Annotated in this window: 3 protein-coding genes; all 3 read right to left on the bottom strand. The window is 68.7% G+C overall.

Going from position 1 to position 24,268, the window contains the following annotated elements:
* Positions 1-20: 20 nt before the first annotated feature.
* The gene (locus WMF36_RS37465; protein WP_437575612.1) at positions 21-1,238 is read right to left on the bottom strand and encodes a cytochrome P450 family protein; all 1,218 of its coding nucleotides are present in this window, start codon (positions 1,236-1,238) and stop codon (positions 21-23) included.
* 222 nt (positions 1,239-1,460) lie between these two features.
* Positions 1,461-2,720: a metallophosphoesterase family protein gene (locus tag WMF36_RS37460; RefSeq protein ID WP_437575611.1), complete on the bottom strand. Its 1,260-nt coding sequence runs from the start codon at positions 2,718-2,720 to the stop codon at positions 1,461-1,463.
* A gap of 81 nt (positions 2,721-2,801) precedes the next feature.
* Entirely contained in the window at positions 2,802-24,212 is a 21,411-nt protein-coding gene (locus WMF36_RS37455; protein ID WP_437575610.1) for a hypothetical protein, read from the bottom strand.
* Positions 24,213-24,268 lie beyond the last annotated feature (56 nt).

Below are 24,268 nucleotides of genomic sequence, written 5' to 3'. Positions count from 1 at the left end.
GCTGTTCCTGTCGCCCTCCCTCAGAACACCACGGGCATCGCCGCCGGGCCGCGGAGCAAGGCCCACTCGCCCCAGTCGATCTCGTCCGGCGGGATGTCGAGCTCGAGCCGCGGGAGCCTCCGGAGGAGGGTCGAGAGGGCGATGGCCGCCTCCATGCGAGCGAGCGTGGCGCCCAGGCAGAAGTGGATCCCGCTCCCGAAGGCGATATGCCGGTTCGGCGAGCGGCAGATGTCGAAGCGGTCGGGATCCGGAAAGTGCTCCGGATCCCGGTTCGCCGAAAGGAGCCCCGCCACGATCCCCTCTCCCGCCGGCACGCGGGCGCCGAGCACCTCGATGTCCTCGAGCGGCCAGCGGATCGACGAGAGCTCGGCCGGCCCCTCGCAGCGCAGCATCTCCTCGACCGCGGAGCCGATGAGCCCGGGATCCCCCTCGAGCCGCCGTCGCTCCTCGGGGTGCAAGAACAGGAGCAGCGCGCCGCTCGCGATGAGGTGCACCGTGGTCTCGTGGCCTGCGACGAGCAGCAGGAACACCATGCTCGTGACCTCCGCCGGGCTCAGCTTGTGCTCCTGCTCCTCGGCGAGCAGGAGCGCGCCGATCAGGTCGTCGCGCGGGGCCTTGCGGCGCGCCGCGAGGAGCGCCGCGAGGTACGCCTCGAGCTCCTCCACCGCGGGCATCGCGCGCTCCAGGAGCGCGAGATCGCCCGAGGCGCCAAGGATGATCTTGGTCCACCGGCGGAACTGGTCGCGATCCTCGAGCGGGAGGCCGAGGAGCTCGGCGATCACGGCGATGGGGAGCGGAAACGCGAAGTCGGCCACGAGCTCCATGCGACGCCGGTCCACCACGGCGTCGATGAGCTCGTCCGCGATCGCCTGGATGCGCGGGCGCAGCCCCTCCATCGTCCTCACCGAGAAGGCACGCTGGACCAGGCCCCGGAGCCGCGTGTGATCCGGCGGATCGGCCTCGAGCATGTGCTGATTCAGCAGGATCGAGCGTTCGCCCAGCGGGCGGTAACGCGCGCGCAGCTCGGCGGGGAGCTTGCGGGAATCCCGGATCAAGCGCGGATCCTTGAGGAGCTCCACGCAGTCGTCGTAGCGCGTCGCCGTCCAGACAGGCACGTTGAGGCGAGGCTGGATGAGGCGATGAATGCGCCCCGCGTCCCTCATGCGCGCGTAGATGGAGTGCGGCTCGGCGCGGCCCCTCGGACGGAACAGCTCCGGAAAAGCGATCTGGTCGGCCATGGATCCCCCGTCTCGTCGCGCCCGGCCGTTCGAGGCGATGCTCGAGTGCGCAGGCGCGTGCGTCAGGAGGAATGCATGGTGGAGATCGACGCGCCGTCAAGCCGCGCCGCGCGGTCGCGCTCGCCCGGGCGGATCTGGCGACAAACTGTTGAATTTATTGGTATTTTATTCCTGCCTTCCCGCCTTCAGGGTCGGATCCGACCCCGGCCGCCGTGCCGGCGATCAGGGCGCGTCGCCGGCGCCGAGCAGCCGCGAGATCAGCGTGTGCTCCACGTCGTCGAGCGCCTCGCGCAGGGACGCCGGGTCGTCGAGGCGGATCGCGTCGTCTCCCTCGCGCGCCTCGGCGGGGAGCTTGTTCCTGAGGCTCGCGAACTCGCGCAGCAGCGAGGAGAGGCCCGTCTCGTCCTCGCGCAGCGCGCGCAGCGACCGCGAGAGCTGGCCGATCGCGTCGTCCCGCTCCTCGAGCGCGCCCACCTCGATCGGGGCCAGCGTCCGGGAGAGCACGCGCTCGATCCAGAGCCCGCCGCCGAGGTCGTTGGCGATCGCGCGGATCTGCCCTGTCCAGCGCTCGAAATCGGCGCGGAGCGCGGCGTGGGCCGGCGTGGCGCCGCACAGGATCACCCGCGCGGCCAGCGTGCGCCCGTCCGCCTCGGCGAGGCGCTGCTCGAGCTGCTCCCGCGTCAGATCCACGATGTCGTCGGCGCTCGCCGCCGGGGAGAGATCGACCTCGCAGGCGCACCAGCGCACGACGTCGAGGGGGCGGTGCTCGACCGAGGCGATGCGGCCGTCGTCCACCGTGACGAGGAGGGCGCCCTTCGCGCCGGTCTCGCGGGCGTGGCGGCCCTGGAGGTTGCCGGGGAAGGCGATGTACGGATCCGCCGACAGCACCTCTCGCGTGTGCACGTGGCCGAGCGCCCAGTAGTCGTATCGCTTCCCGGCCAGGGTGCTCAGGCTGCAAGGAGCGTAGTTGTCGTGGCCCTCGCGGCCGCCCAGGCAGGTGTGGAGCATGCCGATGTTGAAGAGGCCTGTCAGCGCGTCCGGGTAGCCCGCCGCGAGATCGTCGGTGACCGCCTTGGTCGCGAAGCTCTGCCCGTGGACCACGACCCCGAGCCGCTCGAAGGCGACGGACTCGGGGCGGCGCGGATCGAGCCGGCGGGCGTTCTCGGGGAGCTCCAGGTGACGTGTGATGTTGCTCTCGGCGTCGTGGTTGCCGTAGAGGAGCACCACGTCCACCCGGGCGGCGCGCAGCCGGGAGAGCTGCGCGGCGAAGAACAGGCCGGTGCTGTAGTCCTTCCAGTCGCCGTCGTAGATGTCGCCCGCGAGGAGCAGGAGGTCGACCTCCTCGGTGAGACAGAGGCTCACGAGGTTCTCGAGCGCGCGGCGGGTCGCCCCGCGGATCTGCTCGACCGGGGCGCCCGGGTAACGGTCGAGCCCGCGGAGCGGGCTGTCGATGTGGAGGTCGGCGGCGTGGACGAACTTCATGGCCTGGAGCGGCCCGAGCTTAGTCGCTCCGCGCCGGGAGCGCTCTGTGGTTCATTCTCGGCCTTCAAGCGGATCGGTGCTCTAGCGGACGCACGTGCAGGCGGAGTGCTCGTCGTCGGGCGCGTCTTTGCCCTGCTCGCCCGCCCTGTCGACGACCTTCGCGTCCATGCCGAGCTGCTGCAGGAGCTCGGTGACGAGCGCGATGGCCTCCTGCTTGTCCGCCAGCGTGCGCGGGGAGGACCAGGCGCCGCTCTTCTCGACGAGCGTCCTCACCAGGGCGTCGATCGGCGTGAGATTGGTGACGTCGCCGTCGAGGGCAGCGGGCGCGCCGCTCGCTTGCGGGGTTTGCGGGCCCTGTGTCCCCTCGGCGGCGCCGTTCCAGGGGCTGTACGAGCCGAGCCGGTCGGCCGGATCCCTGCTCTCGGGCTCGGCAGCGCCGTGCGTCGCGGCGTGCCCCGACCGGGGCCAGGAGAGCGACGCGCCGGTTCCCGCCGGGCGGGTGAACGCCGCCGCAGGCGCGGTGTTGCGGCGGTCCTGGACGTAGCTGCTGAGGATGTGCGCTGTGCCGTCCGGCCCGACCCGGACGATGACCTTGGCCGTGCCGTCCCAGAGCACGATGTTTGTCGCGCCGGTCTCGTCGATCCTCGCCTCGACGGCGCCGGCCTGGACGGCCTTGCGGACGGCCTCGCGCGCGGTGTCGAGGTACCGTCGAACGGCGTCCTTCGGCGGCACGCTGGCAGCCCGCTCCTCCGGCGTCAGGAACTCGTCGCCGTGCTTGGCAGCGTGGTAGGCGGCGGCGCTCACCGACTCGAAGCGCAGCTCGCTGGTCGCCTCCGCGAGCCGCTCCGTCAGCTCGCCGCCCGCGCGGAGCGTGACGTCGCCCACGGCGCTGGCCTCCTGCGCCGCCTTCAGCTGCGCTTGCCAGAGAGCCTCGACGTCAGCGCCGCTCAGGTTGCCCTTCATCGAGGCGACATAGAACTCGAACCGCTCGACGAACTCGCTCACGCTCTCGGCGCGCTCCCGCGCGAACGCGGCCGCCGGGCGGCGCAGATCCTGGCGCTCTTCGCCGCTCACCAGGTCGTAGAGCCGCAGCAGGGCGTCGTGCCGCATCTCGCCGTTCTCGGCGAAGATCGCCATCGAGGTGGGGTCCTCGATGCCGCTGTCGCGCAGGAATGGCACGACCAGGTCCAGCTGCGGCTTGAAGCGCAGCCGCTCCTGGCCGCGGTGCGAGCCGGACAGATCGACGGTGGCCTGATCCCTGGAGGACCAGGGTATGCCGTTGTTCAGGTTCTTGACCAGCATGAGCAGCTTGCCGAGCTGCCCGCGGTCAACGAGCTCTTGCAGCCGCTTCGGGTGCAGCTTGACCTGCCCGCCCAGGTCGAGGAGGTCGCCGTCGCTCCTGAGCTCGATGCCTGCCTCTTTGATGCGCCGCTCGACGCCGAGGAAGTCGCCGCTGTCGAGCCCCTCCTCGAACCGCCACGGCTGGGGGCCGAGGTAGCGGCCGTCAGCGATCTCCGGCAGTCCCGGCTGGCCAGTGTCGGAGAAGCCGTTCTTCTTCTTGTCCCACTTGAACTGGCCGTCGCGCTTGCGCCAGCGGTAGACGTGGTAGTGCGGCGCGTGGTGGCCTGGCTGGTTGTGGTCGCTCAGGTCCACGTCGATGATGACGCGCTCCCCCGCTTGCCCCTCCTGTTGCGGCGCAATGGCGTGGAAGCGGTATTGATAGATCCGCCCGGTGGCGAGGTCGATCTTCATCTCCGGCGCGGCCAGCGGATACCCCGTGCCGTCGTCGTCGGGGGTCTCGCGCCAGCGCGGCAGGACGTCGTTCTCGTACGCGAGGCTCTCGTCGTCAAAGCGACCGGCCACATCGTCGGGGATGATCTCGCGGATCGCCTGGGGGGAGAAGCCGAGCACTTGCATGATCTCGGCCAGACCCGTGGGCGACTCGGCCCGCGTGGCGTGCAGGACCAGCGACTTGGCGTGGAGCGGCGCCTCGCGCTCCTTCATCGACGCGAGGATGCTCTCGGCGTTGTCGAGCACGGCGTGGAGGATCTCGGGCTCGAGCTCGTAGCCGCGCTGATAGAACTTGAGCGCGCGGCCGAGGTTCCACGGCGTGCGGCGCAGGTGCTCGACGACCGCCTTCTGCCGCTCCTCGACGGGCGCGGTCGGGCCGGGGTCGGCCACGAAGCGCAGCCTGCCGACGAGCTGATCCTCGATGGCGCCGTCGAGCGGATCGACCACGAAGCCGTTCTCGTCGAGGTAGAGCGCGTTCATGCGGAAGTCGCGCTTCTGCGCGTCGGCCATGACGTCGAGCGGGCCCTGCACGCTGGTGTCGTCGCCCGAGGTGATGTCCACCATGGTGTTGACGCCGCCGACCTGGAGAAGGCGCAGCTCGGGGACGACGGTGACGGGGAGGGATTTGAACGCTGGGTCGGTGCGCAGCACCTCCTCGAGCCGCGACATGGGCATGTTCGTCTTGAGATCGACGTCCTTGGGCTTCTTGCCGCTGAGGGCGTCGCGCACCGCGCCGCCGACGATGTAGACGTCGAACCCGAACGCGCGGATGAGCGAGATGAGGTCATGGACCCGGTGGGTGGCGCCGACGGGGGTGTCGAGGAGCGCAGCGCCGATGGGCTCGCTCTGGGCGAGCTGGGCGTCCTTGGCCGCGGCGTGCCCGGCCGTCTCCAGGTGGAGGATCGTATGTGCCTTGAGCTTGCGGCTCTTGAGCTCCGGCTCAAAATAAGGAGTTCCGCTTCGGGTGTTCTCCTTGACGAAGTCGATGAACGCCTTCTCTCCGCGCGTCTTCGCGTCGATGCCGGCGAAGCTCAAGAGCGGCGTCAGGATGCCGTGATCGGCGGTGGCGAAATGAGGCACCGCGGGCGCGCCGTCCTCGTCGCTTTCGCGGTCGGAGAAGAAGGCGTCGGCGACCATGCTGCGGTCGGCGCTGCCCTTCTTCTCGCCGACCGAGCCGCTCGCGAGCTGCTCGAACCCCAGCGCGTAATCGGCCATGTCGTCGCGCCGGTCGTCGTCGACCCGGACGCCGTACCAGGGGATCTCTCGCCCATCGCTGGTGGTGAACGTGCGTCCGACGATGCTGTCGTGCTGGAAAAGCTCTCCGAGGTTGATGTTGGCGAGGCGCAGGTCGGTTATCCCGTGCTCGCGGATCAATTCGTCCAGCTGATCGCGGAGGTAACGCTTGGCGAGCGGCAGCTCCTTGGGCGGCGTCAAGAGCGCCTCGACCAGGTTGGTGTCGACCACCAGCGAGGTGGACGCGAGCGGCGGCGACAGCTCCGGGGCCGCCAAGCGCTCGGCCTGGCGGACCAGCTGCTCGATGGTCGCGCGGGTGCCCGAGATCTTGCCCTTGTTCATGGCGCGCGCGAGCATGCCGGCGAACGCGCGCTCGCCGATGGATCGATTGATGATCTCGAGCTCGGCGCGGGTGACCCAGCGTCCCTCCTGGCCCCTCTTGAGGACCGAGCGCGGTGGCTCCGCGTCGCCCGTCGGCGGGGGCGGCGGCGGCTCGCGCAGCGCCTCGATATCGAAGTCCGGCACGTGCTCGGCCCAGTCGAGGGCCCCCAGCGCCTTGGTGGCGTCGTAGACGAGCTTGCGCATCTCGCCTTGGTAGCTACCGAACAACTTCACGGACTCCTGCTTCAGGCTCTCGGCGTCGTGGGGTTCCTTGAGCGCGATGGCCACGAACTCCGCGAAAGGCACCGGAGTTTCCGCGCTCTCGGTAGTTGCCAGGAGCTCGGCGAGCGCGCGTTGCACCGCGTCGTCATCGAAGTGCGCGAGCAGCGCGGTCTGCAATGCTGCGTAGTGCGGCACACCCCAGATCCACTCGGGGATAGCGCGCTTCTGAGGATCTTCGCCGCGAGCGGGCTTCTCGAGCTTCTCCTGGTTCCGCGCCGCGCGCTCCTTCTGCTTGTGCTCCTCGGCGCTAACGCCGAAGTCGGAGTCCTTGAGGTCGGCGAACAGGCTTACATAGCCCTCGGGTTCGGTCGTCATCCCGGGTGCGCCGGCATCGCTGCTCGTGTCTGCAGCGCTGCTCGTGCCGGATGAGGATTCTTGCGCTCTGTCCTTGAATCCCTCCTGAGGGGCAGGTGTCCCCTCGGGGGGCTGTGGGGCGCTCGACGCCGCCGCGGCGGCAGGCGCCGCGGCGGAGGAGCCGCCTTTTCGGCCGATCGTCGAGCGACCCCGGTCGCGCTCGAGCATGCCCAGCACGAGCTCGGCGTGCGCTGCGAGGCGCCCCTTCAGCTCGCCGGCGGGCAGGTCGAGCAAGTCGGGGTTGAACGCCAGCCACTTCGCGACGATCTCCTCGGCCAGCCGCGTGGCGGGGCGCAGGCCGATGGGCAGCAGCTCCAGGATCTGCGGGAGGAGCTGCGAGTCGATGATCCCGACGGCGAGGCTCGTCACCTCGGTCAGGCGCTGCTCTGGGACGTGCCCCAGGAGGGCCGCGTACAGGTCGCCTGACGGCGTGAGCTGGACCGCTCCGGGAGCGAGCGCTCCCGGCGCCACGGCAGGCCCGCCGGCGATGTGGGTCTCGTGCTGGCTCGCGGGAGCTCCCGCGAGCTGGTCGCGTGGGTCCGCGGCGTCCACCGTCGTTCCGGACCGACCGCGCGACTCGAGGTGCGCCGGCGCTTGCTGCTGGGTGGGGGCGCCGAGGGCCGGGGCGCGGGGCGGGGGGTAGGTCCCGAGGGTGATCGCGTCGAAGAGCCGCGGCATGTCGGCCTTTTCCACCCGGATGGGGAACGACTGCCCCCACGACTGGACGGGCACGATGAAGGCGTCGCCGTCGGCCTTGATCTCGCCGTCGATCGCGAAGTGGTGCCGGCTCTGGCCTTCGCCCGTGCCGAGCGGCGCGACTGTCGCGGGGGCGCGAGGCGTCGCGTCGTTGTCGTTGTCGCCGTCGCGGTGCTTCTTCGCCGCTTCCCAGAGCGCCTTGCCGTTCGACACGGTCGCCACCGCGAACCCTGCTCGATCCGTGCGCCTGAGCGTCTCGTTGATGCGCGCGACGTCGTCAGCGGAGGGGCCGCCGCTCGTGACCTCGACCTCCGCCCCGAGCGCGTTGCGCATGAGGGATGCGATCGAGTTCGCCGAGAGGAGCAGGTCGCCTTCCGCCGCCACGACGCCGGGCTGGCTGGCGTCGTCGGTTCGCTTCCCGTGCTGCGCGACGGCGTCCTGTCCGAGGAGCTCGGCCAGGCCTCGGGCGAGCAGGTGGTCGAGGAGGTGGCGATCCAGCTGTTGCCGGTCCGCCGCTCGGGTCAGGCCGCCGCGCTTTGCCCCGGCCGTCTTGAGCCCGTTGACGAGCGGCCGGGTCGGAGCCGGGCCGAGGGCGCGCGGGATCTCTCCTGTCATCACGCGCCGGAGGATGTCGAGGTCTTCGCTGAGCGCCGCCTGGCCCTGGTCCTGCTTCGCCCCGAGCTCGCGAGCCCCGGGCGCCTGCGCGAACCGGCCGAGCAGCCGGCCGGTGAAGAGCGCGGCGACAAGGTGCGAGGTGGTGGCGAGATCGCCCTTCAGCATCGTGTAGAGGGCGCTGCTGATGCCGCAGTTGCTGAAGGCGGATTGCGACAGCGACGCGGGGTTTGCGATGAGCTCGCGCAGCCTGTCCACGATCGCGCGGTCGACGTTCAGCGACTCGAGCAGGCCTGCCAGGCTGTCTGCGGCCTGTTGCCTGAGGTCGTCGTTCGCCGGGCCGGACCACGCGCGGCTCTGCTCGTCGAGCGAGCTGAGGAGCTCGTCGAGCGTCTTGTCCTGGCGCCGTGGGCTCGGCTCGACCTGCGCGCTGTCGGTGTGCGACTGCGGGTCGAGGGCCACGCTCTCGCCGTCCAGGGCGGGGTTATAGCCTGCCAGCACGTTCGCCGGCGCTCCGGTCCGCTGCGCCGTACCCGCCGGGGCATCACCGGGCTCGTTGTCCCGGGGAGCTTGGTCTGGCTCTCCCGAGCGTTGCTGGGCGTCCTGGAGCTCTTGCGGCGGCTGGGTGCGGGGGCCGAGGAGCTCGGTGAGGGCGTCTTTGCCTTTTTGCTTCAGGTCCTGCTCGAACCTGTCGGCGCGGTCCTTGAGGGTCTTGCGCCAGTCGCTCCCGAGCTTTCCGAGGTCGACGGTGCGGGCGTTCTTGGTGCTCTCGTCGCCGATCTTGTCCTGTTTGAGGCCGCCGACGCTGGAGATGGGGTTGGCTGTCTTCTCGGTGGAGCGCAAATTGTGGACGTAGCCGACGGTGCTTGGCGCGTTCGGGCCGGTGGTCTCCATGCCGAGCTGGAGCGCGCCGGGCCTGCCCGGCTTGGGCGGGCGGTAGCCGATGAACAAGTGTCCGTGGGCGCCGTCGGGGAGGATGACGTCGCCGTTGAAGTCCTTGAGGCCGAGTCCGCCGACGGCGAGGTTGATGCCGTAAAGCTCTGTGTCGTCGAGCTTGGCCTTGATGGCGGCGAGGTGCCCGCCTTGCTCCTTGAACTCGCCATCTGCGAACGAGACGTGGTGGGTGCCGGCGAAGCGCTTGAACACGCCGGGCCTTGGCTTGCCCTTGCTGTCGGTGATGCCGAGGTGCTCAGTGAGCGCGTACGGAGAGCTGCTGGGGGGTATCTGGACGTTGACGCGGCCGCCGTGCGACAGGAGCTTGGCGACGGGCACGTCCTGTAGGGGGACATGGCTCTTGGCGTCGGCGTCGTAGATCTCTGCGCCTTCCTGGAGGAGGTGGAAGACGTTCTTGAGCACCTCGAGCGACTGGCCGTGCCGCTTGATGACCTCGTCCTTCGAGAGCTTCTTGCCATTGGTGAAGGTGACGGTATTGAGGAGCGACTTGGGAGCGAGCACGGCGCCCTTGTTGATGGCCGTGGTGGCCGCTTCGTTGGGCTGTGTGTACTCGAAGGTCTTGGACCATTCCTCGATGATGCCCTGGTCGATGAGCCTCTTGAGCTCCGCTCTCCTGCTCGGGTCGGTCGTGTGCCTCGCCTCCATGGAGATGGCGACCGCGGCCGGCGGGGTGCCCTCGAAGCGCTTGCCGTCCTCGCCGCCGTTCATCTGGCGCGAGACGTAGCTTGCGAGCACGACCTTGCTGGCATTGTGAAGCTTGTCGAAGCCGCGGAATCGCTCCGGATTGTCGTCGTCGTTACCCGACAGGTACTGCTCGACCTGCTCGTGGGTGAGCATGCCCGAGGCGTTGAGCCAGGTCTGCCCCTGAGGGGTGGAGGAGAGCTGCACGAAGGCGCTCCACTCGGCGTCGCTGAACAGCGGTCCCCCGGGGAAGCGTCCTCCGAGCTGCTCCTTGGCCGTCGTGGGGTCGGGGGGGAAGCCGCTGGCGCTCAGCGGGCCCTGGATCGCGGAGAGACCTTGCTTGGCCCTGTCGCGGCTGAGGGGGCCCGTGTCGGTGCGCCAGATGGTGTTCGTGACGGCCTTGTCGACGATCCAGGTCACCTCCTCGACCGGGGTGGAGGTCGCCGGATCCGGCGCTCGCTCTGACGCCGGCTCCGGCTCTTCCTGGATCTCGTCCAGTTGCGATTGCGGGGCGGCTGTTTCACCCCCGGTGTCCGAAGCAGGGTTGTACCCTGCCAGCATGTCCGCCGCGGCATCCCCGGGCGGATCACGTCGATCGTTGTCCCGCGGTTCCTGCGCGGGTTCTCCCGAGCGTTGCTGGGCGTCCTGGAGCTCTTGAGGCGGCTGGGTGCGGGGGCCGACGAGCTCGGTGAGGGCGTCTTTGCCCCGCAGCGCCAGGTCTTGCTCGAACCTGTCGGCGCGGTCCCTGAGTGTCTTGGCCCAGTCGCTCCCGAGCTTGCTCAGGTCGACGGTGCGAGCATTCTTGATCTGATCGTCGCCGATCTTGTCCTGCTTGAGGCCACCGACGCTGGAGATGGGGTTGGCTGTCTTCTCGGTGGAAAACACGTTATGGACGTAGCCGACGGTGCTTGGCGCGCCCGGGCCGGTGGTCTCGATGCCGATCTGGAGCGCGCCCTGCCTCCCCGGCCTGGGCGGGCGGTATCCGATGAACATGTGGCCATGGGCGCCGTCGGGCACGATGACGTCGCCGTTGAAGTCCTTGAGGCCGAGGCCGCCGATGGTGAGGTTGATGCCGTAGAGCTCTGTGTCGTCGAGCTTGGATTTGACGGCGGCGAAGTGCCCGCCCTCCTCCTTGAAGTTGCCATCGCTGAGCGCGACGTGGTGCGTCCCGAAGGAGCGCTTGAACACGCCGGGCCTGGGATTGCCGTTCTTGTCGGTGATGCCGAGCAGCTCGGTCAGCTCGTAGGGAGCGCCGCCGGCGGGGACCTGGACGTTGACGCGGCCGCCGTGCGACAGGAGCTTGGCGACGGGCGCGTCCTTCAGCGGGACATGGCTCTTGGCGCTGTCGTCGTAGATCTCTGCGCCTTCCTGGAGCAGGTGGAAGACGTTCTTGAGCACGGCGAGCGACTGCCGGTGCCTGTCGACGACCTGTTCCTTGGAGAGCTTCTTTGGCTGCTGAAGCAGCTTCTTCTTCGGGTCGAGCACGGCGCCCTTGTCGATGGCCGTGTTCGCATCGTCGTTGGGCTCGGTATACTCGAGGGTCTTCGACCATTCCTCGACGATACCCTGGTCGATGAGCCTCTTGAGCTCCGCTCTCCTGATCGGGTCGGTTGTGTGCCTCGCCTCCATGGAGATGGCGACCGCGGCTGGAGGGGTGCCCTCGAAGCGCTTGCCGTCCTCGCCACCGCTCATCTGGCGCGAGACGTAGCTTGCGAGCACGACCTTGCTGGCCTTGTGGAGCTGGTGGAAGCCGCGGAACCGCTCGGGGTTGTCGACGTCTTTACCCGACAGGTACTTCTTGACCTCGTCGAGGGTGAGCATGCCGGAGGCGTTGAGCCAGCTCTGCCCCTGGGGGGTGGAGGAGAGCTGCTCGAAGGCGCCCCACTCGGCGTCGCTGAGGAGCTGTCCCTTGGAGAAGCGCCCTCCGAGCTGCTCCTTGGCCGTCCCAGGATCTCTGGGGAAGCCGCCGCCGCTCAGCTGGGCGGCGATCGCGGGGAGACCGCGCTTCGCCTTCTCGCGGCTCAAGAAGCCCGTGTCGGGCCGCCAGATGGTGTTCTTGACGGCCTTGTCGACGATCCAGGTCACCTCCTCGACGGGTGTGGAGGTCGCCGGATCCGGCGCTCTCTCCGACGGCGGCTCCGGCTCTTCCTCGATCTCGTCGGTCTGCGGCTGCGGGTCGGCTGCCTCGTCCCTGCTGTCCGAATCGGGGTTGTACCCGGCCAGCATGTCCTCCGGCGCGTCCGGCGACGTTTGACCGTCGCCTCTGGAGGAGCCCTCGTCTACGGCGGGAGCGCGGGCGCTTCGTACCGTATCCGGCGGGGCATCACCGGGCGGATCACGACGATCGTCGTCCCGCGACTCCGGCTCGGGCCGATCCGATCGCTGCTCGGAGGCACGCTGCTGGGCGTCCTGGAGCTCTTGAGGCGGCTGGGTGCGGGGGCCGACGAGCTCGGTGAGGGCGTCTTTGCCCCGCAGCGCCAGGTCTTGCTCGAACCTGTCGGCGCGGTCCCTGAGTGTCTTGGCCCAGTTGCTCCCGAGCTTGCTCAGGTCGACGGTGCGAGCGTTCTTGATCTGGTCGTCGCCGATCTTGTCCGCCTTGAGGCCGCCGACGCTGGAGATGGGATTGGCCGTCTTCTCGGTGGAGCGCCAGTTGTGGACGTAGCCGACGGTGCTTGGGGCGTTAGGCCCCGTGGTCTCGATGCCGATCTGGAGGGCGCCGGGCCTGTCGTCCCTGGGCGGGCGGTATCCGATGAACATGTGGCCATGGGCGCCGTCGGGCACGATGACGTCGCCGTTGAAGTCCTTGAGGCCGAGGCCGCCGATGGTGAGGTTGATGCCGTAGAGCTCTGTGTCGTCGAGCTTGGACTTGACGGCGGCGAGCGCTCCGCCCTGCTCCTTGAACTTGCCATCGCTGAGCGCGACGTGGTGCGTCCCGAAGGAGCGCTTGAACACGCCTGTCGCGGGGTTGCCGTGCTTGTCGGTGATGCCGAGCAGCTCGGTCAGCGCGTAGGGAGCGCTGCCCGCGGGGACCTGGACGTTGACGCGGCCGCCGTGCGAAAGGAGCTTGGCGACGGGCGCGTCCTTCAGCGGAACATGGCTCTTGGCGCTGTCGTCGTAGATCTCTGCGCCTTCCTGGAGGAGGTGGAAGACGTTCTTGAGCACCACGAGCGACTGCCGGTGCCTGTTGACGACCTCTTGCTTGGAGAGCTTCTTTGGCTGCTGAAGGAACTTCTTCTTCGGGTCGAGCACGGCGCCCTTGTCGATGGCCGTGTTCGCATCGTCGTTGGGCTCTGTGTACTCGAGGGTCTTCGACCATTCTTCGACGATGCCCTGGTCGATGAGCCTCTTGAGCTCCGCTCTCCTGGCCGGGTCGGTCGTGTGCTCCGCCTCCATGGAGATGGCGACCGCGGCTGGGGGGGTGCCCTCGAAGCGCTTGCCGTCCTCGCCACCGTTCATCTGGCGCGAGACGTAGCTTGCGAGCACGACCTTGCTGGCCTTGTGGAGCTGGTGGAAGCCGCGGAACCGCTCGGGGTTGTCGACGTCTTTACCCGACAGGTACTTCTTGACCTCGTCGAGGGTGAGCATGCCGGAGGCGTTGAGCCAGCTCTGCCCCTGGGGGGTGGAGGAGAGCTGCTCGAAGGCGCCCCACTCGGCGTCGCTGAGCAGCGGTCCCTTGGGGAAGCGCCCTCCGAGCTGCTCCTTCGCCGTCCCAGGATCTCTGGGGAAGCCGCCGCCGCTCAGCTGGGCGGCGATCGCGGGGAGACCGCGCTTCGCCTTCTCGCGGCTCAGGAAGCCCGTGTCGGGCCGCCAGATGGTGTTCTTGACGGCCTTGTCGACGATCCAGGTCACCTCCTCGACCGGGGTGGAGGTCGCCGGATCCGGCGCTCTCTCCGACGGCGGCTCCGGGTCTTCCTGGATCTCGTCGGTCTGCGGCTGCGGGGCGGCTGTCTCATCCCTGCTGTCGGAATCGGGGTTGTGCCCTGCCTGCAGGTCCGCCAGAGTCTGCTCTTGAGCGGAGGCGGTCGGAGACGGCGCTCGCGGCGGGAGAGCGGTGCCGTAGGTGATTGCCGCGAAGACCTTCGGCATATCCTCCTTGTTCACCCGCACGGGGAAGGTGCGGCCCCAGGACTGGAGCGGCACGAGGAAGGAGTCGCCCTGGTCCGTGATCGAGCCGTCGATCGTCGCATGGTGTGGCGCGGTCGTGGCGGTCCCGCCGAGCCGCGCGACGTTTTCGGAGGCGTCAGGAGTCGTGGAGCTGGCCTCATGCTCCTTCGCTGCGCTCCAGAGCGCCTTGCCGTCCATCACCGTGGCGATCGCAAACCCCGCCTGGTCTTTCTGCCGTAGCGCACCATTGAGGCGCGCGACGTCGTAGCCCCCGGGGGAGCTGTGGGTCATGACGGTGGTGTTCGCTCCGAGCGCCGAGCTGAGGATGCTCGAGACCGAGTTCGCCGAGGCCAGCAGGTCGCCCTGCGCCGCGGCGACGCCGGGCTGACGGGCGCCGTCGGTCTGCTGCTGGAGCTTCGCGAGGGCGTCGGGGCCGAGCAGCTCGACGAGGCCGCGGGCGAGCAGATGGTCGAGGAGGTGGCGCTCCAGCTCCTCTCGGTCCTTCTTCCGCTTCAGGCTGTCGCTCTTAGCCTTGGCGGTCCGGAGGCCGTTGACGAGCGGCCTGGTAGGAGCCGGGCCGAGCGCTTGCGGGACCTCTCCCGTCATCACGCGCCGGATGAGGTCCAGGCTCTCGTTGAGCGCCCCCTTGCCCGAGCCCTGCGGTCGTGAGGAGTCGGCCCGGGGGGAATCCGCGAACTTGCCGAGCGGCTTGCCGGTGAAGATCGCGGCGACCAGGTGGGCGGTGGTGGCGAGATCGTTCTTCAGCGTCGGGTAGAGGATGCTGGTGAGCGCGCAGTTGGTGAAGGCAGACTGCGAGAGCGAGGCCGGGTTATCGATGAGCTCGCGCAGCCTGTCGATGATCGAGGGGTTCACGTTCTGCCGCTGGAGCAGCCCGGTCAGGAGCTGATTGGCATCCCTCTTGTTCTCGGCGGTGGCCGGGTGCGACCATGCGCGGTTCTGTTCCTCGAGCGAGTCGAGCAGCTCGTCGAGCGTCTTCTCCTGGTTCTGGGCGCTCGGCTCGACCTGGGCAGTTCCTCCGGCGGTGGTCGGGGTGGGGGAGGGGCTCGCGTTCGGCGCTGCGGCTCCGGCGAGCGTATCGCCCGAGCGGTCCACGCCGGCGTCCTGGAGCTCTTGAGGCGGCTGGGTGCGGGGGCCGACGAGCTCGGTGAGGGCGTCTTTGCCCCGCAGCGCCAGGTCTTGCTCGAACCTGTCGGCGCGGTCCCTGAGTGTCTTGGCCCAGTTGCTCCCGAGCTTGCTCAGGTCGACGGTGCGAGCATTCTTGATCTGATCGTCGCCGATCTTGTCCTGCTTGAGGCCGCCGACGCTGGAGATGGGGTTGGCGGTCTTCTCGGTGGAAAACACGTTATGGACGTAGCCGACGGTGCTTGGCGCGCCCGGGCCGGTGGTCTCGATGCCGATCTGGAGCGCGCCCTGCCGCCCCGGCCTGGGCGGGCGGTATCCGATGAACATGTGGCCATGGGCGCCGTCGGGCACGATGACGTCGCCGTTGAAGTCCTTGAGGCCGAGGCCGCCGATGGTGAGGTTGATGCCGTAGAGCTCTGTGTCGTCGAGCTTGGATTTGACGGCGGCGAGATGGCCGCCTTGCTCCTTGAACTCGCCATCTGCGAACGAGACGTGGTGCGTCCCGAAGGAGCGCTTGAACACGCCGGGCCTGGGGTTGCCGTGCTTGTCGGTGATGCCGAGCAGCTCGGTCAGCTCGTAGGGAGCGCCGCCGGCGGGGACCTGGACGTTGACGCGGCCGCCGTGCGACAGGAGCTTGGCGACGGGCGCGTCCTTCAGCGGGACATGGCTCTTGGCGCTGTCGTCGTAGATCTCTGCGCCTTCCTGGAGCAGGTGGAAGACGTTCTTGAGCACGGCGAGCGACTGCCGGTGCCTGTCGACGACCTGTTCCTTGGAGAGCTTCTTTGGCTGCTGAAGCAGCTTCTTCTTCGGGTCGAGCACGGCGCCCTTGTCGATGGCCGTGTTCGCATCGTCGTTGGGCTCGGTATACTCGAGGGTCTTCGACCATTCCTCGACGATGCCTTGGTCGATGAGCCGCTTGAGCTCCGCTCTCCTGATCGGGTCGGTGGTGTGCTCCGCCTCCATGGAGATGGCGACCGCGGCTGGAGGGGTGCCCTCGAAGCGCTTGCCGTTCTCGCCACCGTTCATCTGGCGCGAGACGTAGCTTGCGAGCACGACCTTGCTGGCCTTGTGGAGCTGGTGGAAGCCGCGGAACCGCTCGGGGTTGTCGACGTCTTTACCCGACAGGTACTTCTTGACCTCGTCGAGGGTGAGCATGCCGGAGGCGTTGAGCCAGCTCTGCCCCTGGGGGGTGGAGGAGAGCTGCTCGAAGGCGCCCCACTCGGCGTCGCTGAGGAGCTGTCCCTTGGAGAAGCGCCCTCCGAGCTGCTCCTTGGCCGTCCCAGGATCTCTGGGGAAGCCGCCGCCGCTCAGCTGGGCGGCGATCGCGGGGAGACCGCGCTTCGCCTTCTCGCGGCTCAGGAAGCCCGTGTCGGGCCGCCAGATGGTGTTCTTGACGGCCTTGTCGACGATCCAGGTCACCTCCTCGACCGGAGTGGAGGTCGCCGGATCCGGCGCTCTCTCCGACGGCGGCTCCGGCTCTTCCTCGATCTCGTCGGTCTGCGGCTGCGGGTCGGCTGCCTCGTCCCCGCTGTCAGAAGCGGGGTTGTACCCGGCCAGCGTGTCCACCGGCGCGTCACCGGGCGGATCGCGCCGCTCGTTGTCCCGGGGAGCTTGGTCTGGCTCTCCCGAGCGTTGCTGGGCGTCCTGGAGCTCTTGCGGCGGCTGGGTGCGGGGGCCGAGGAGCTCGGTGAGGGCGTCTTTGCCTTTTTGCTTCAGGTCCTGCTCGAACCTGTCGGCGCGGTCCTTGAGGGTCTTGCGCCAGTCGCTCCCGAGCTTTCCGAGGTCGACGGTGCGGGCGTTCTTGGTGCTCTCGTCGCCGATCTTGTCCTGTTTGAGGCCGCCGACGCTGGAGATGGGGTTGGCTGTCTTCTCGGTGGAGCGCAAATTGTGGACGTAGCCGACGGTGCTTGGCGCGTTCGGGCCGGTGGTCTCCATGCCGAGCTGGAGCGCGCCGGGCCTGCCCGGCTTGGGCGGGCGGTAGCCGATGAACAAGTGTCCGTGGGCGCCGTCGGGGAGGATGACGTCGCCGTTGAAGTCCTTGAGGCCGAGTCCGCCGACGGCGAGGTTGATGCCGTAAAGCTCTGTGTCGTCGAGCTTGGCCTTGATGGCGGCGAGGTGCCCGCCTTGCTCCTTGAACTCGCCATCTGCGAACGAGACGTGGTGGGTGCCGGCGAAGCGCTTGAACACGCCGGGCCTTGGCTTGCCCTTGCTGTCGGTGATGCCGAGGTGCTCAGTGAGCGCGTACGGAGAGCTGCTGGGGGGTATCTGGACGTTGACGCGGCCGCCGTGCGACAGGAGCTTGGCGACGGGCACGTCCTGTAGGGGGACATGGCTCTTGGCGTCGGCGTCGTAGATCTCTGCGCCTTCCTGGAGGAGGTGGAAGACGTTCTTGAGCACCTCGAGCGACTGGCCGTGCCGCTTGATGACCTCGTCCTTCGAGAGCTTCTTGCCATTGGTGAAGGTGACGGTATTGAGGAGCGACTTGGGAGCGAGCACGGCGCCCTTGTTGATGGCCGTGGTGGCCGCTTCGTTGGGCTGTGTGTACTCGAAGGTCTTGGACCATTCCTCGATGATGCCCTGGTCGATGAGCCTCTTGAGCTCCGCTCTCCTGCTCGGGTCGGTCGTGTGCCTCGCCTCCATGGAGATGGCGACCGCGGCCGGCGGGGTGCCCTCGAAGCGCTTGCCGTCCTCGCCGCCGTTCATCTGGCGCGAGACGTAGCTTGCGAGCACGACCTTGCTGGCATTGTGAAGCTTGTCGAAGCCGCGGAATCGCTCCGGATTGTCGTCGTCGTTACCCGACAGGTACTGCTCGACCTGCTCGTGGGTGAGCATGCCCGAGGCGTTGAGCCAGGTCTGCCCCTGAGGGGTGGAGGAGAGCTGCACGAAGGCGCTCCACTCGGCGTCGCCGAGCAGCGGTCCCCTGGGGAAGCGCCCTCCGAGCTGCTCCTTGGCCGTCGTGGGGTCGGGGGGGAAGCCGCTGGCGCTCAGCGGGCCCTGGATCGCGGAGAGACCTTGCTTGGCCCTGTCGCGGCTGAGGGGGCCCGTGTCGGTGCGCCAGATGGTGTTCTTGACGGCCTTGTCGACGATCCAGGTCACCTCCTCGACGGGGGTGGAGGTCGCCGGATCCGGCGCTCTCTCCGACGCCGGCTCCGGCTCTTCCTGGATCTCGTCCAGTTGCGATCGCGGGTCCGCTGCCCTATCGCCGCTGTTCGAAGCGGGGTTGTACCCGCCGAGCATGTCCGCCGGGTCGCTGGTCTGGCCCTCACCGAGGCTGTTCGGGTCGGCGCTCGCGGCAGGGTTGAAGCCGGTGGTGATCGCGCTCGGGCCCGGCCGGTTGCCGGCGCTGCGCGCGATGTTCTCGCGGATGCGCTGCCAGCTCGCCCGCCCCGCGGTGATCAGGTCCGGGAGCTCGTTCCGGAAGAAGTCGCGCACCTCCTGGGTCAGCTGGTCCCTCGGCGCGGGGTCGGGGTCGTGATAGGAAGCGTAGGTCTCGGCGAACCACTCTTTGGGCGTGGAGAACTGGTAGTTGGAGACGGCGTTGCTGCGGGCGTCGGCGCGGTAGCTGACCCAGGTGTTGTAAGGGTCGACGTGGTAGATGCGGCCGTCGACTTCCAGCTCCCGGGACCCGCCGTCGGACAGCGTCCAGGGCTGGGCCATGGCGATCTTGACGGTGCGGACGGCCCGCTCGAGCCTGTCCTTCAGGTCCGGGTCCGTGGAGGCGACCTTCGCGGGGAAGCTCTCCAGGGGAGCCATGTCCTTGCGCCGGAGCTCCGGATCGAGGAGGGAAGCGAAGCGCTCGATCAGGGGGAAACCGCCGGGATCGCTCTGCCCCTCGTCGTCGAGCTTCTGCTGCGCCTTGTCGTCGGTGATGCCCGCCTTGTCAAAGATGGCGCGAGCGACGGCCTGGAGCTCCCGCGAGTCGGCGTGCTCCTGCCATCCGCCGAAGCGGTCCTCGTGGGCGAGGCTCCCCCAGTCGACCAGCTTGTCGATGGAGTGGGCGACCTCGTGGCGTATCGTCCACTTGAGCAGGTTGCCGTTGGCGAGCACGTCGGACACGCCGCCCATGACCTGGCGGCGTCCGACGATGCCGAGCGCCTCGTCCTGCTCCTTGCTGACGCCGGGGTAGTCCCGGATGGCGCCGCGATCCATCCGCTTTCGCTGCCAGTTCCAGCGCCGGTTGAGCCGGCTGTAGATGAAGGTGGGTACCTTCGGCGGATTGACGATGTTGATGGTGTCGGTCTCCTCGTCGTACTCGCTCGCCGCTTGCTCCGAGGAGAGGGTGCGGATGATCTTCCGCAGCGTCGGACTGCCGGTGATGTGCGTGGGCGGCAGCTCACTGAGGGCCTTCTCGATATGGGCGAGCATCTTGTGCGAGAAGTGCTTGCCGTCGGCGTCTTCGTCCGGTCCGATCTGCAGCTCGTACTGGTCCGCCAGCGCCTGCTCGCGCTCCGCGGCGCCCTTGTTGGAGACCAGGCCGGCGAGCCCATGTCCCCCGGTGCCGAGCGGGTCGCCGCCCCCCGTGGTGAGCTGGGTCCACGCATTGGGTTTCGGCGCTTGGCTCCGGGCGGGGTCGTTCGTGCCCGGCGCTTGCGACGGGAGGTAGGTCCCGTAGGTGAAGACCGGGAAGAGCGAGGGCAGGGCGTCCTTCTTCACCTTGATGGAGAAGCTCTGCTGCCAGGTGTGCAGCGGCACGACGTAGTGATCGCCGTCCTGGGTGATCTTGCCGTTGATGACGACCTGGTGCGCGCTCGACGTGCCGATGTTTCCCACCGTGTCGAACGGCCTGGCCTTGGTGGGATCTTTGGCGAACGCGTCGGCGCGCTCGACGAGTCCGTTGCCGTCGAGGAACGTGGCCAGGACGAACGGCGCCTGCTCGGGCCGCGCGAGCACGTCATTGATGCGGCCCACGTCGTAATTGTCCCCGGCGACCAGGGTCTGGGCGTTGCCGCCGAGGATGTCGGTGAAGAGCGTCACCAGCGAATCGGCCGAAAGCAGCAGATCGCCGAGCTTCTTGGACGGGCCCTTGGCGTCCTTGGCCCGTGTGGCCGTGTTGCCGAGGTAGCCGGGGATGACGCCGGCGGTGTACTTGGCGTCGGCCTGGTACTGCTCGGGGGCGAGCTTGCTCAGCATCTTGCCCAGGCCCCGGGCGAGCAGGTAATCAAGGACGTGCGCGTCGGAGAAGGCGCTTCCCTTGCGCTCCAGGTCGGCGCGCTTTGCCGCGGCCTTCTTGACGCCGTTCTGGAGCAGCTTGTTGCCGATGGGGGCGTCCTGTAGCGGGAGCTCGCCGCGGATGACGCGGTGAATGGGATCGGCCGGCTGGGCGGTCGCCGTCGCGTTGTTTTCGCCCTGCGTGTCGAGCGAGAAGTCGGCGAGCAGCTTGCCATCGCGATCGAAGAGCTTGCCGGTGAACTCCGCGGCGACGACGCGCGCGAAGCCGGCCAGGTCGGACGTGAGCTGCGTGTGGAGCACGCTGTTCAGCGCGCAGATGGCGAACTGGTGCTGGGAGATGGAGTCGGGGTTGTCGATGAGCTCCGCGAGCCTGTCGACGAGCGATTTATCCACGCCCTGAGAGCGCATGAGGTCGCCGAGGAGCCTCTTGGCGTCCTGCTTGTCCGCGTCCGTGGCCGGATGAGACCAGGTGTTGCTGGCCTCGATGAGCGCCTGCAAGGCGGCCTGGGGGTCGCCGAGGTTCTCGTGGGTGCCGTCGGTCTGCTGGGTCGAGCTGTCCTTGGGGGCGCCCGAGGCATCGTGAGGCGGACTGTCCTTGGGGGCGCTCGAGGTGTCGTGAGGCGGGCTCGCTGCGTGCGAGCTGCTGGACGGGACCACGGTCGGCGTGTTCTTGGAGAAGCCCACGGTGACCGCGCTCGGGCCCGCTGCGCTCGAGCCCGCTGCGGGCGGCTGCGGCGGTTGGTTCCCGGCGCGCTGCGCGATCCTGTCGCGGCTGCGTTGCCATCGATCCCGGCTCGTGGTGATCAGGCCCGGGAGCTCGTTCTCGAAGAAGTCGCGAACGTCCTGGGTCAGCCGCGCCCTCGGCCTGGGGTCGGGGTCGTGATAGGAAGCGTAGGTCTCGGCGAACCACTCTTTGGGCGTGGAGAACTGGTAGTTGGAGACGGCGTTGTTGCGGGCGTCGGCGCGGTAGCTGACCCATTTGTCGTAATGGTCGACGTGGTAGATGCGGCCGTCGACTTCCAGCTCCCGGGCCCCGCCGTCGGCCAGCGTCCAGGGCTGGGCCATGGCGATCTTGACGGTGCGGACGACCCGGTCGAGCCTGTCCTTCAGGTCTGGGTCCGTGGAGGTGAATTTCGCGGGAAAGTCCTCCAGGAGAGTCATGTCCTCGCGCCGCTGCTCCGGATCGAGGAGGGAGGCGAAGCGGTCGATCAGGGGGGCACCGTCGGGATCGCGCTGCCCCTCGTCGTCGATCTTCTGCTGGGCCTTGTCGTCGCTGATACCCGCCTTGGCAAAGATGGCGCGAGCGACGGCCTGGAGCTCCCGCGAGCTGGAGTGCTCCTTCCAGCCGCCGAACCGGTCGTCGCTCGCGAGGCTGCTCCAGTCGACGAGCTTGTCGATGGAGTGGGCGACCTCGTGGCGTATCGTCCACTTGAGCAGGTTGCCGGTGGCGAGCGCGTCGGACACGCCGCCCATGACCTGGCGGCGTCCGGTGATGCCGAGCGCATCGTCCTGCTCCTTGCTGACGCCGGAGTAGCCCCGCATGGCGCCGCGATCCATCCTCTTTCGCTGCCAGTCCCAGCGCCGGTTGAGCCGGCTGTAGATGAAGGTGGGGACCTTCGGGGGATTGACGATGTTGATGGTGTCGGTGTCCTCGTCGTACTCGCTCGCCGCTTGCTCCGAGGAGAGGTTGCGGATGATCTTCCGCAGCGTCGGACTGCCCGTGATGTGCTCGGCGGGCAGCTCACCGAGGGCCTTCTCGATATGGTCGAGCATCTTGTGCGAGAAGTGCGTGTCTTTGGCGGTGTCGCCGTCGGCGGTGTCGCCGTCGGCGGTGTCGCCCGGTCCGACCTGCAGCTCGTACTTGTCCGCCAGCGTCTGCTCGCGCTCGGCAGCCCCCTCGTTCTGGCGCATCCCGGCGTACCCGTGTCCCCCGGTGCCGAGCTTCTTGCCGAGCCACGACGGCGCCTGCATCCCTGTGGTGATGGCGGTGGCCGGGTTCCCGGGGCGCGGCGCGGGCCGCTGCGAGGTCGTCTCCGGCCGGGGCTGGCCCGGTTTCTCCGGCGCCTTCCCTTGAGCTCCCGACGTCTGGCTCGTCGCGGGGGACTCGCCGCGAGGCGCGCGAGCGTGCTGTCCGCCTTCAGGCGTCGGCGGCGCTAGAGACGGGGCCACGCGGCCGGACTGGGGCCGTTGGGATGGCCCGGAGCGATCTCCGTCGTCGTCGTCGGAGTCTTCGTTTTCGTCGTCGTCGTCGTCGTCGTCGCCGTCGTCGTCGCCGTCGTCGCCGTCGTCGTCGTCGTCGTCGTCGTCGTCGTCGTCGTCGTCGTCGTCGCCGTCGTCGCCGTCGTCGTCGTCGTCCTCGTCGTCGTCCTCGTCCTCGTCCCCGTCCTCGGAGTCGCCTTCGTCGTCGTCCTCGTCCTCGGAGTCGCCTTCGTCCTCGTCCTCGTCGTCGTCGTCCTCGTCCTCGTCCTCGGAGTCGCCTTCGTCCTCGTCCTCGGAGTCGCCTTCGTCTTCGTCTTCGTCCTCGGAGTCGTCTTCGTCTTCGGAGTCGTCCTCTAGCTCCTGAGGCGGCTGGCTGCGTGGGCCGACAAGCTCGTTGAGGGCGTCTTTGCCTTTTGCCGCCAGCTCTTGTTCGAACCTGTCGGCGCGGTCCCTGAGGGTCTGTGCCCAGTCCTCGCCGAGCTTGCCGAGGTCGACGGTGCGGGCGTTCTTGATCTGCTCGTCGCCGATCTTGTCCGATTTGAGGCCGCCGACGCTGGAGATGGGGTTTGCGGTCTTCTCGGTGGAGCGCCAGTTGTGGACGTAGCCGACGGTGCTGGGGGCGCCCGGGCCGGTGGTCTCCATGCCGATCTGGAGCGCGCCGGGCCTGTCCGGCTTGGGCGGGCGGTAGCCGATGAACATGTGTCCGTGGGCGCCGTCGGGGAGGATGACGTCGCCGTTGAAGTCCTTGAGGCCGAGGCCGCCGACGGCGAGGTTGATGCCGTAGAGCTCTGTGTCGTCGAGCTTGGACTTGATGGCGGCGACGTGGCCGCCCTGCTCCTTGAACTTCCCGTCGTCGAGCGCGATGTGGTGGGTGCCGAAGGCGCGCTTGAACACGCCGGGCCTGGGCTTGCCGTTGCTGTCGGTGATGCCGAGGAACTCGGTGAGGGCGTACGGAGCGCTGCCGGCGGGGATCTGGACGTTGACGCGGCCGCCGTGCGACAGGAGCTTGGCGACGGGCACGTCCTGGAGGGGGACATGGCTCTTGGCGCTGTCGTCGTAGATCTCGGCGCCTTCCTGGAGCAGGTGGAAGACGTTCTTGAGCACATCGAGCGACTGCCTGTGTCTGTCGACGACCTCTTCCTTGGAGAGCGTCTTTCGTGGCCGCAAGAACTTCTTCTGCGGGTCCGGGACGGCGCCCTTGTCGATGGCGGTGTCCGCGTCGTCGTTGGGGTCGGTGTACTCGAGGGTCTTCGACCATTGTTCGACGATGCTCTGGTCGATGCGCTGCTGGAGCGCAGCTCTCCTCGCGGAGTCGGGCGCGTGCTTCGCCTCCATGGAGAGGGCGAGGGCCGCCGGCGGGGTGCCCTCGAAGCGCTTGCCGGCCTCGCCGCGGTTCATCTGGCGCGAGACGTAGCTGGCGAGGACGACCTTGCTGGCCTTGTGGACCTGGTCGAAGCCGCGGAATCGCTCGGGGTTTTCGCTGTCGCGGCCCGACAGGTACCTCTCGACATCGGCGTGCGTGAGCATGCCGGAGGCGTTGAGCCAGGCCTGTCCCTGGGGGGAGGAGGAGAGCTGCTCGAAGGCGCTCCACTCGTCGTCGCTGAGCAGCTGCCCCTTGGGGAAGCGCCCTCCAATCTGCTCCTTCGCCTTGCCGGGATCGCTGGGGAAGCCGCCCTGGGTCAGCGGGGCGGCGATCGCGGGGACACCGCGCTTGGCCCGCTCGCGGCTCCTGAAGCCCGTGTCGGTACGCCAGATGGTGTTCTTGACGGCCTTGTCGACGATCCAGGTCACCTCCTCGAGCGGGGTGGACGTCGCCGGATCCGGCGCTCTCTCCGACGGCGGCTCTCGCTCTTCCTCGATCTCGTCGGATTGCCGCGACCGGTCGCTTGCCACATCCCCGCGGGCCAGAGCGGGGTTGTCCCCTGCGAGCGTGCCCGCCGGGGCATCAC

It is taken from the genome of Sorangium sp. So ce887 (assembly GCF_051521455.1).
In the GTDB taxonomy this organism is placed as follows: domain Bacteria; phylum Myxococcota_A; class Polyangia; order Polyangiales; family Polyangiaceae; genus Sorangium.
Note: the sequence above shows the minus strand (reverse complement) of the source record. Positions and strands in the feature narration are given on the sequence as shown.

What these genes read in the sequence shown, in the direction of transcription:
- WMF36_RS37460 (WP_437575611.1), bottom strand. Translation starts at nt 2,720, where the DNA reads ATGAAGTTCGTCCACGCCGCCGACCTCCACATCGACAGCCCGCTCCGC.
- WMF36_RS37465 (WP_437575612.1), bottom strand. Translation starts at nt 1,238, where the DNA reads ATGGCCGACCAGATCGCTTTTCCGGAGCTGTTCCGTCCGAGGGGCCGC.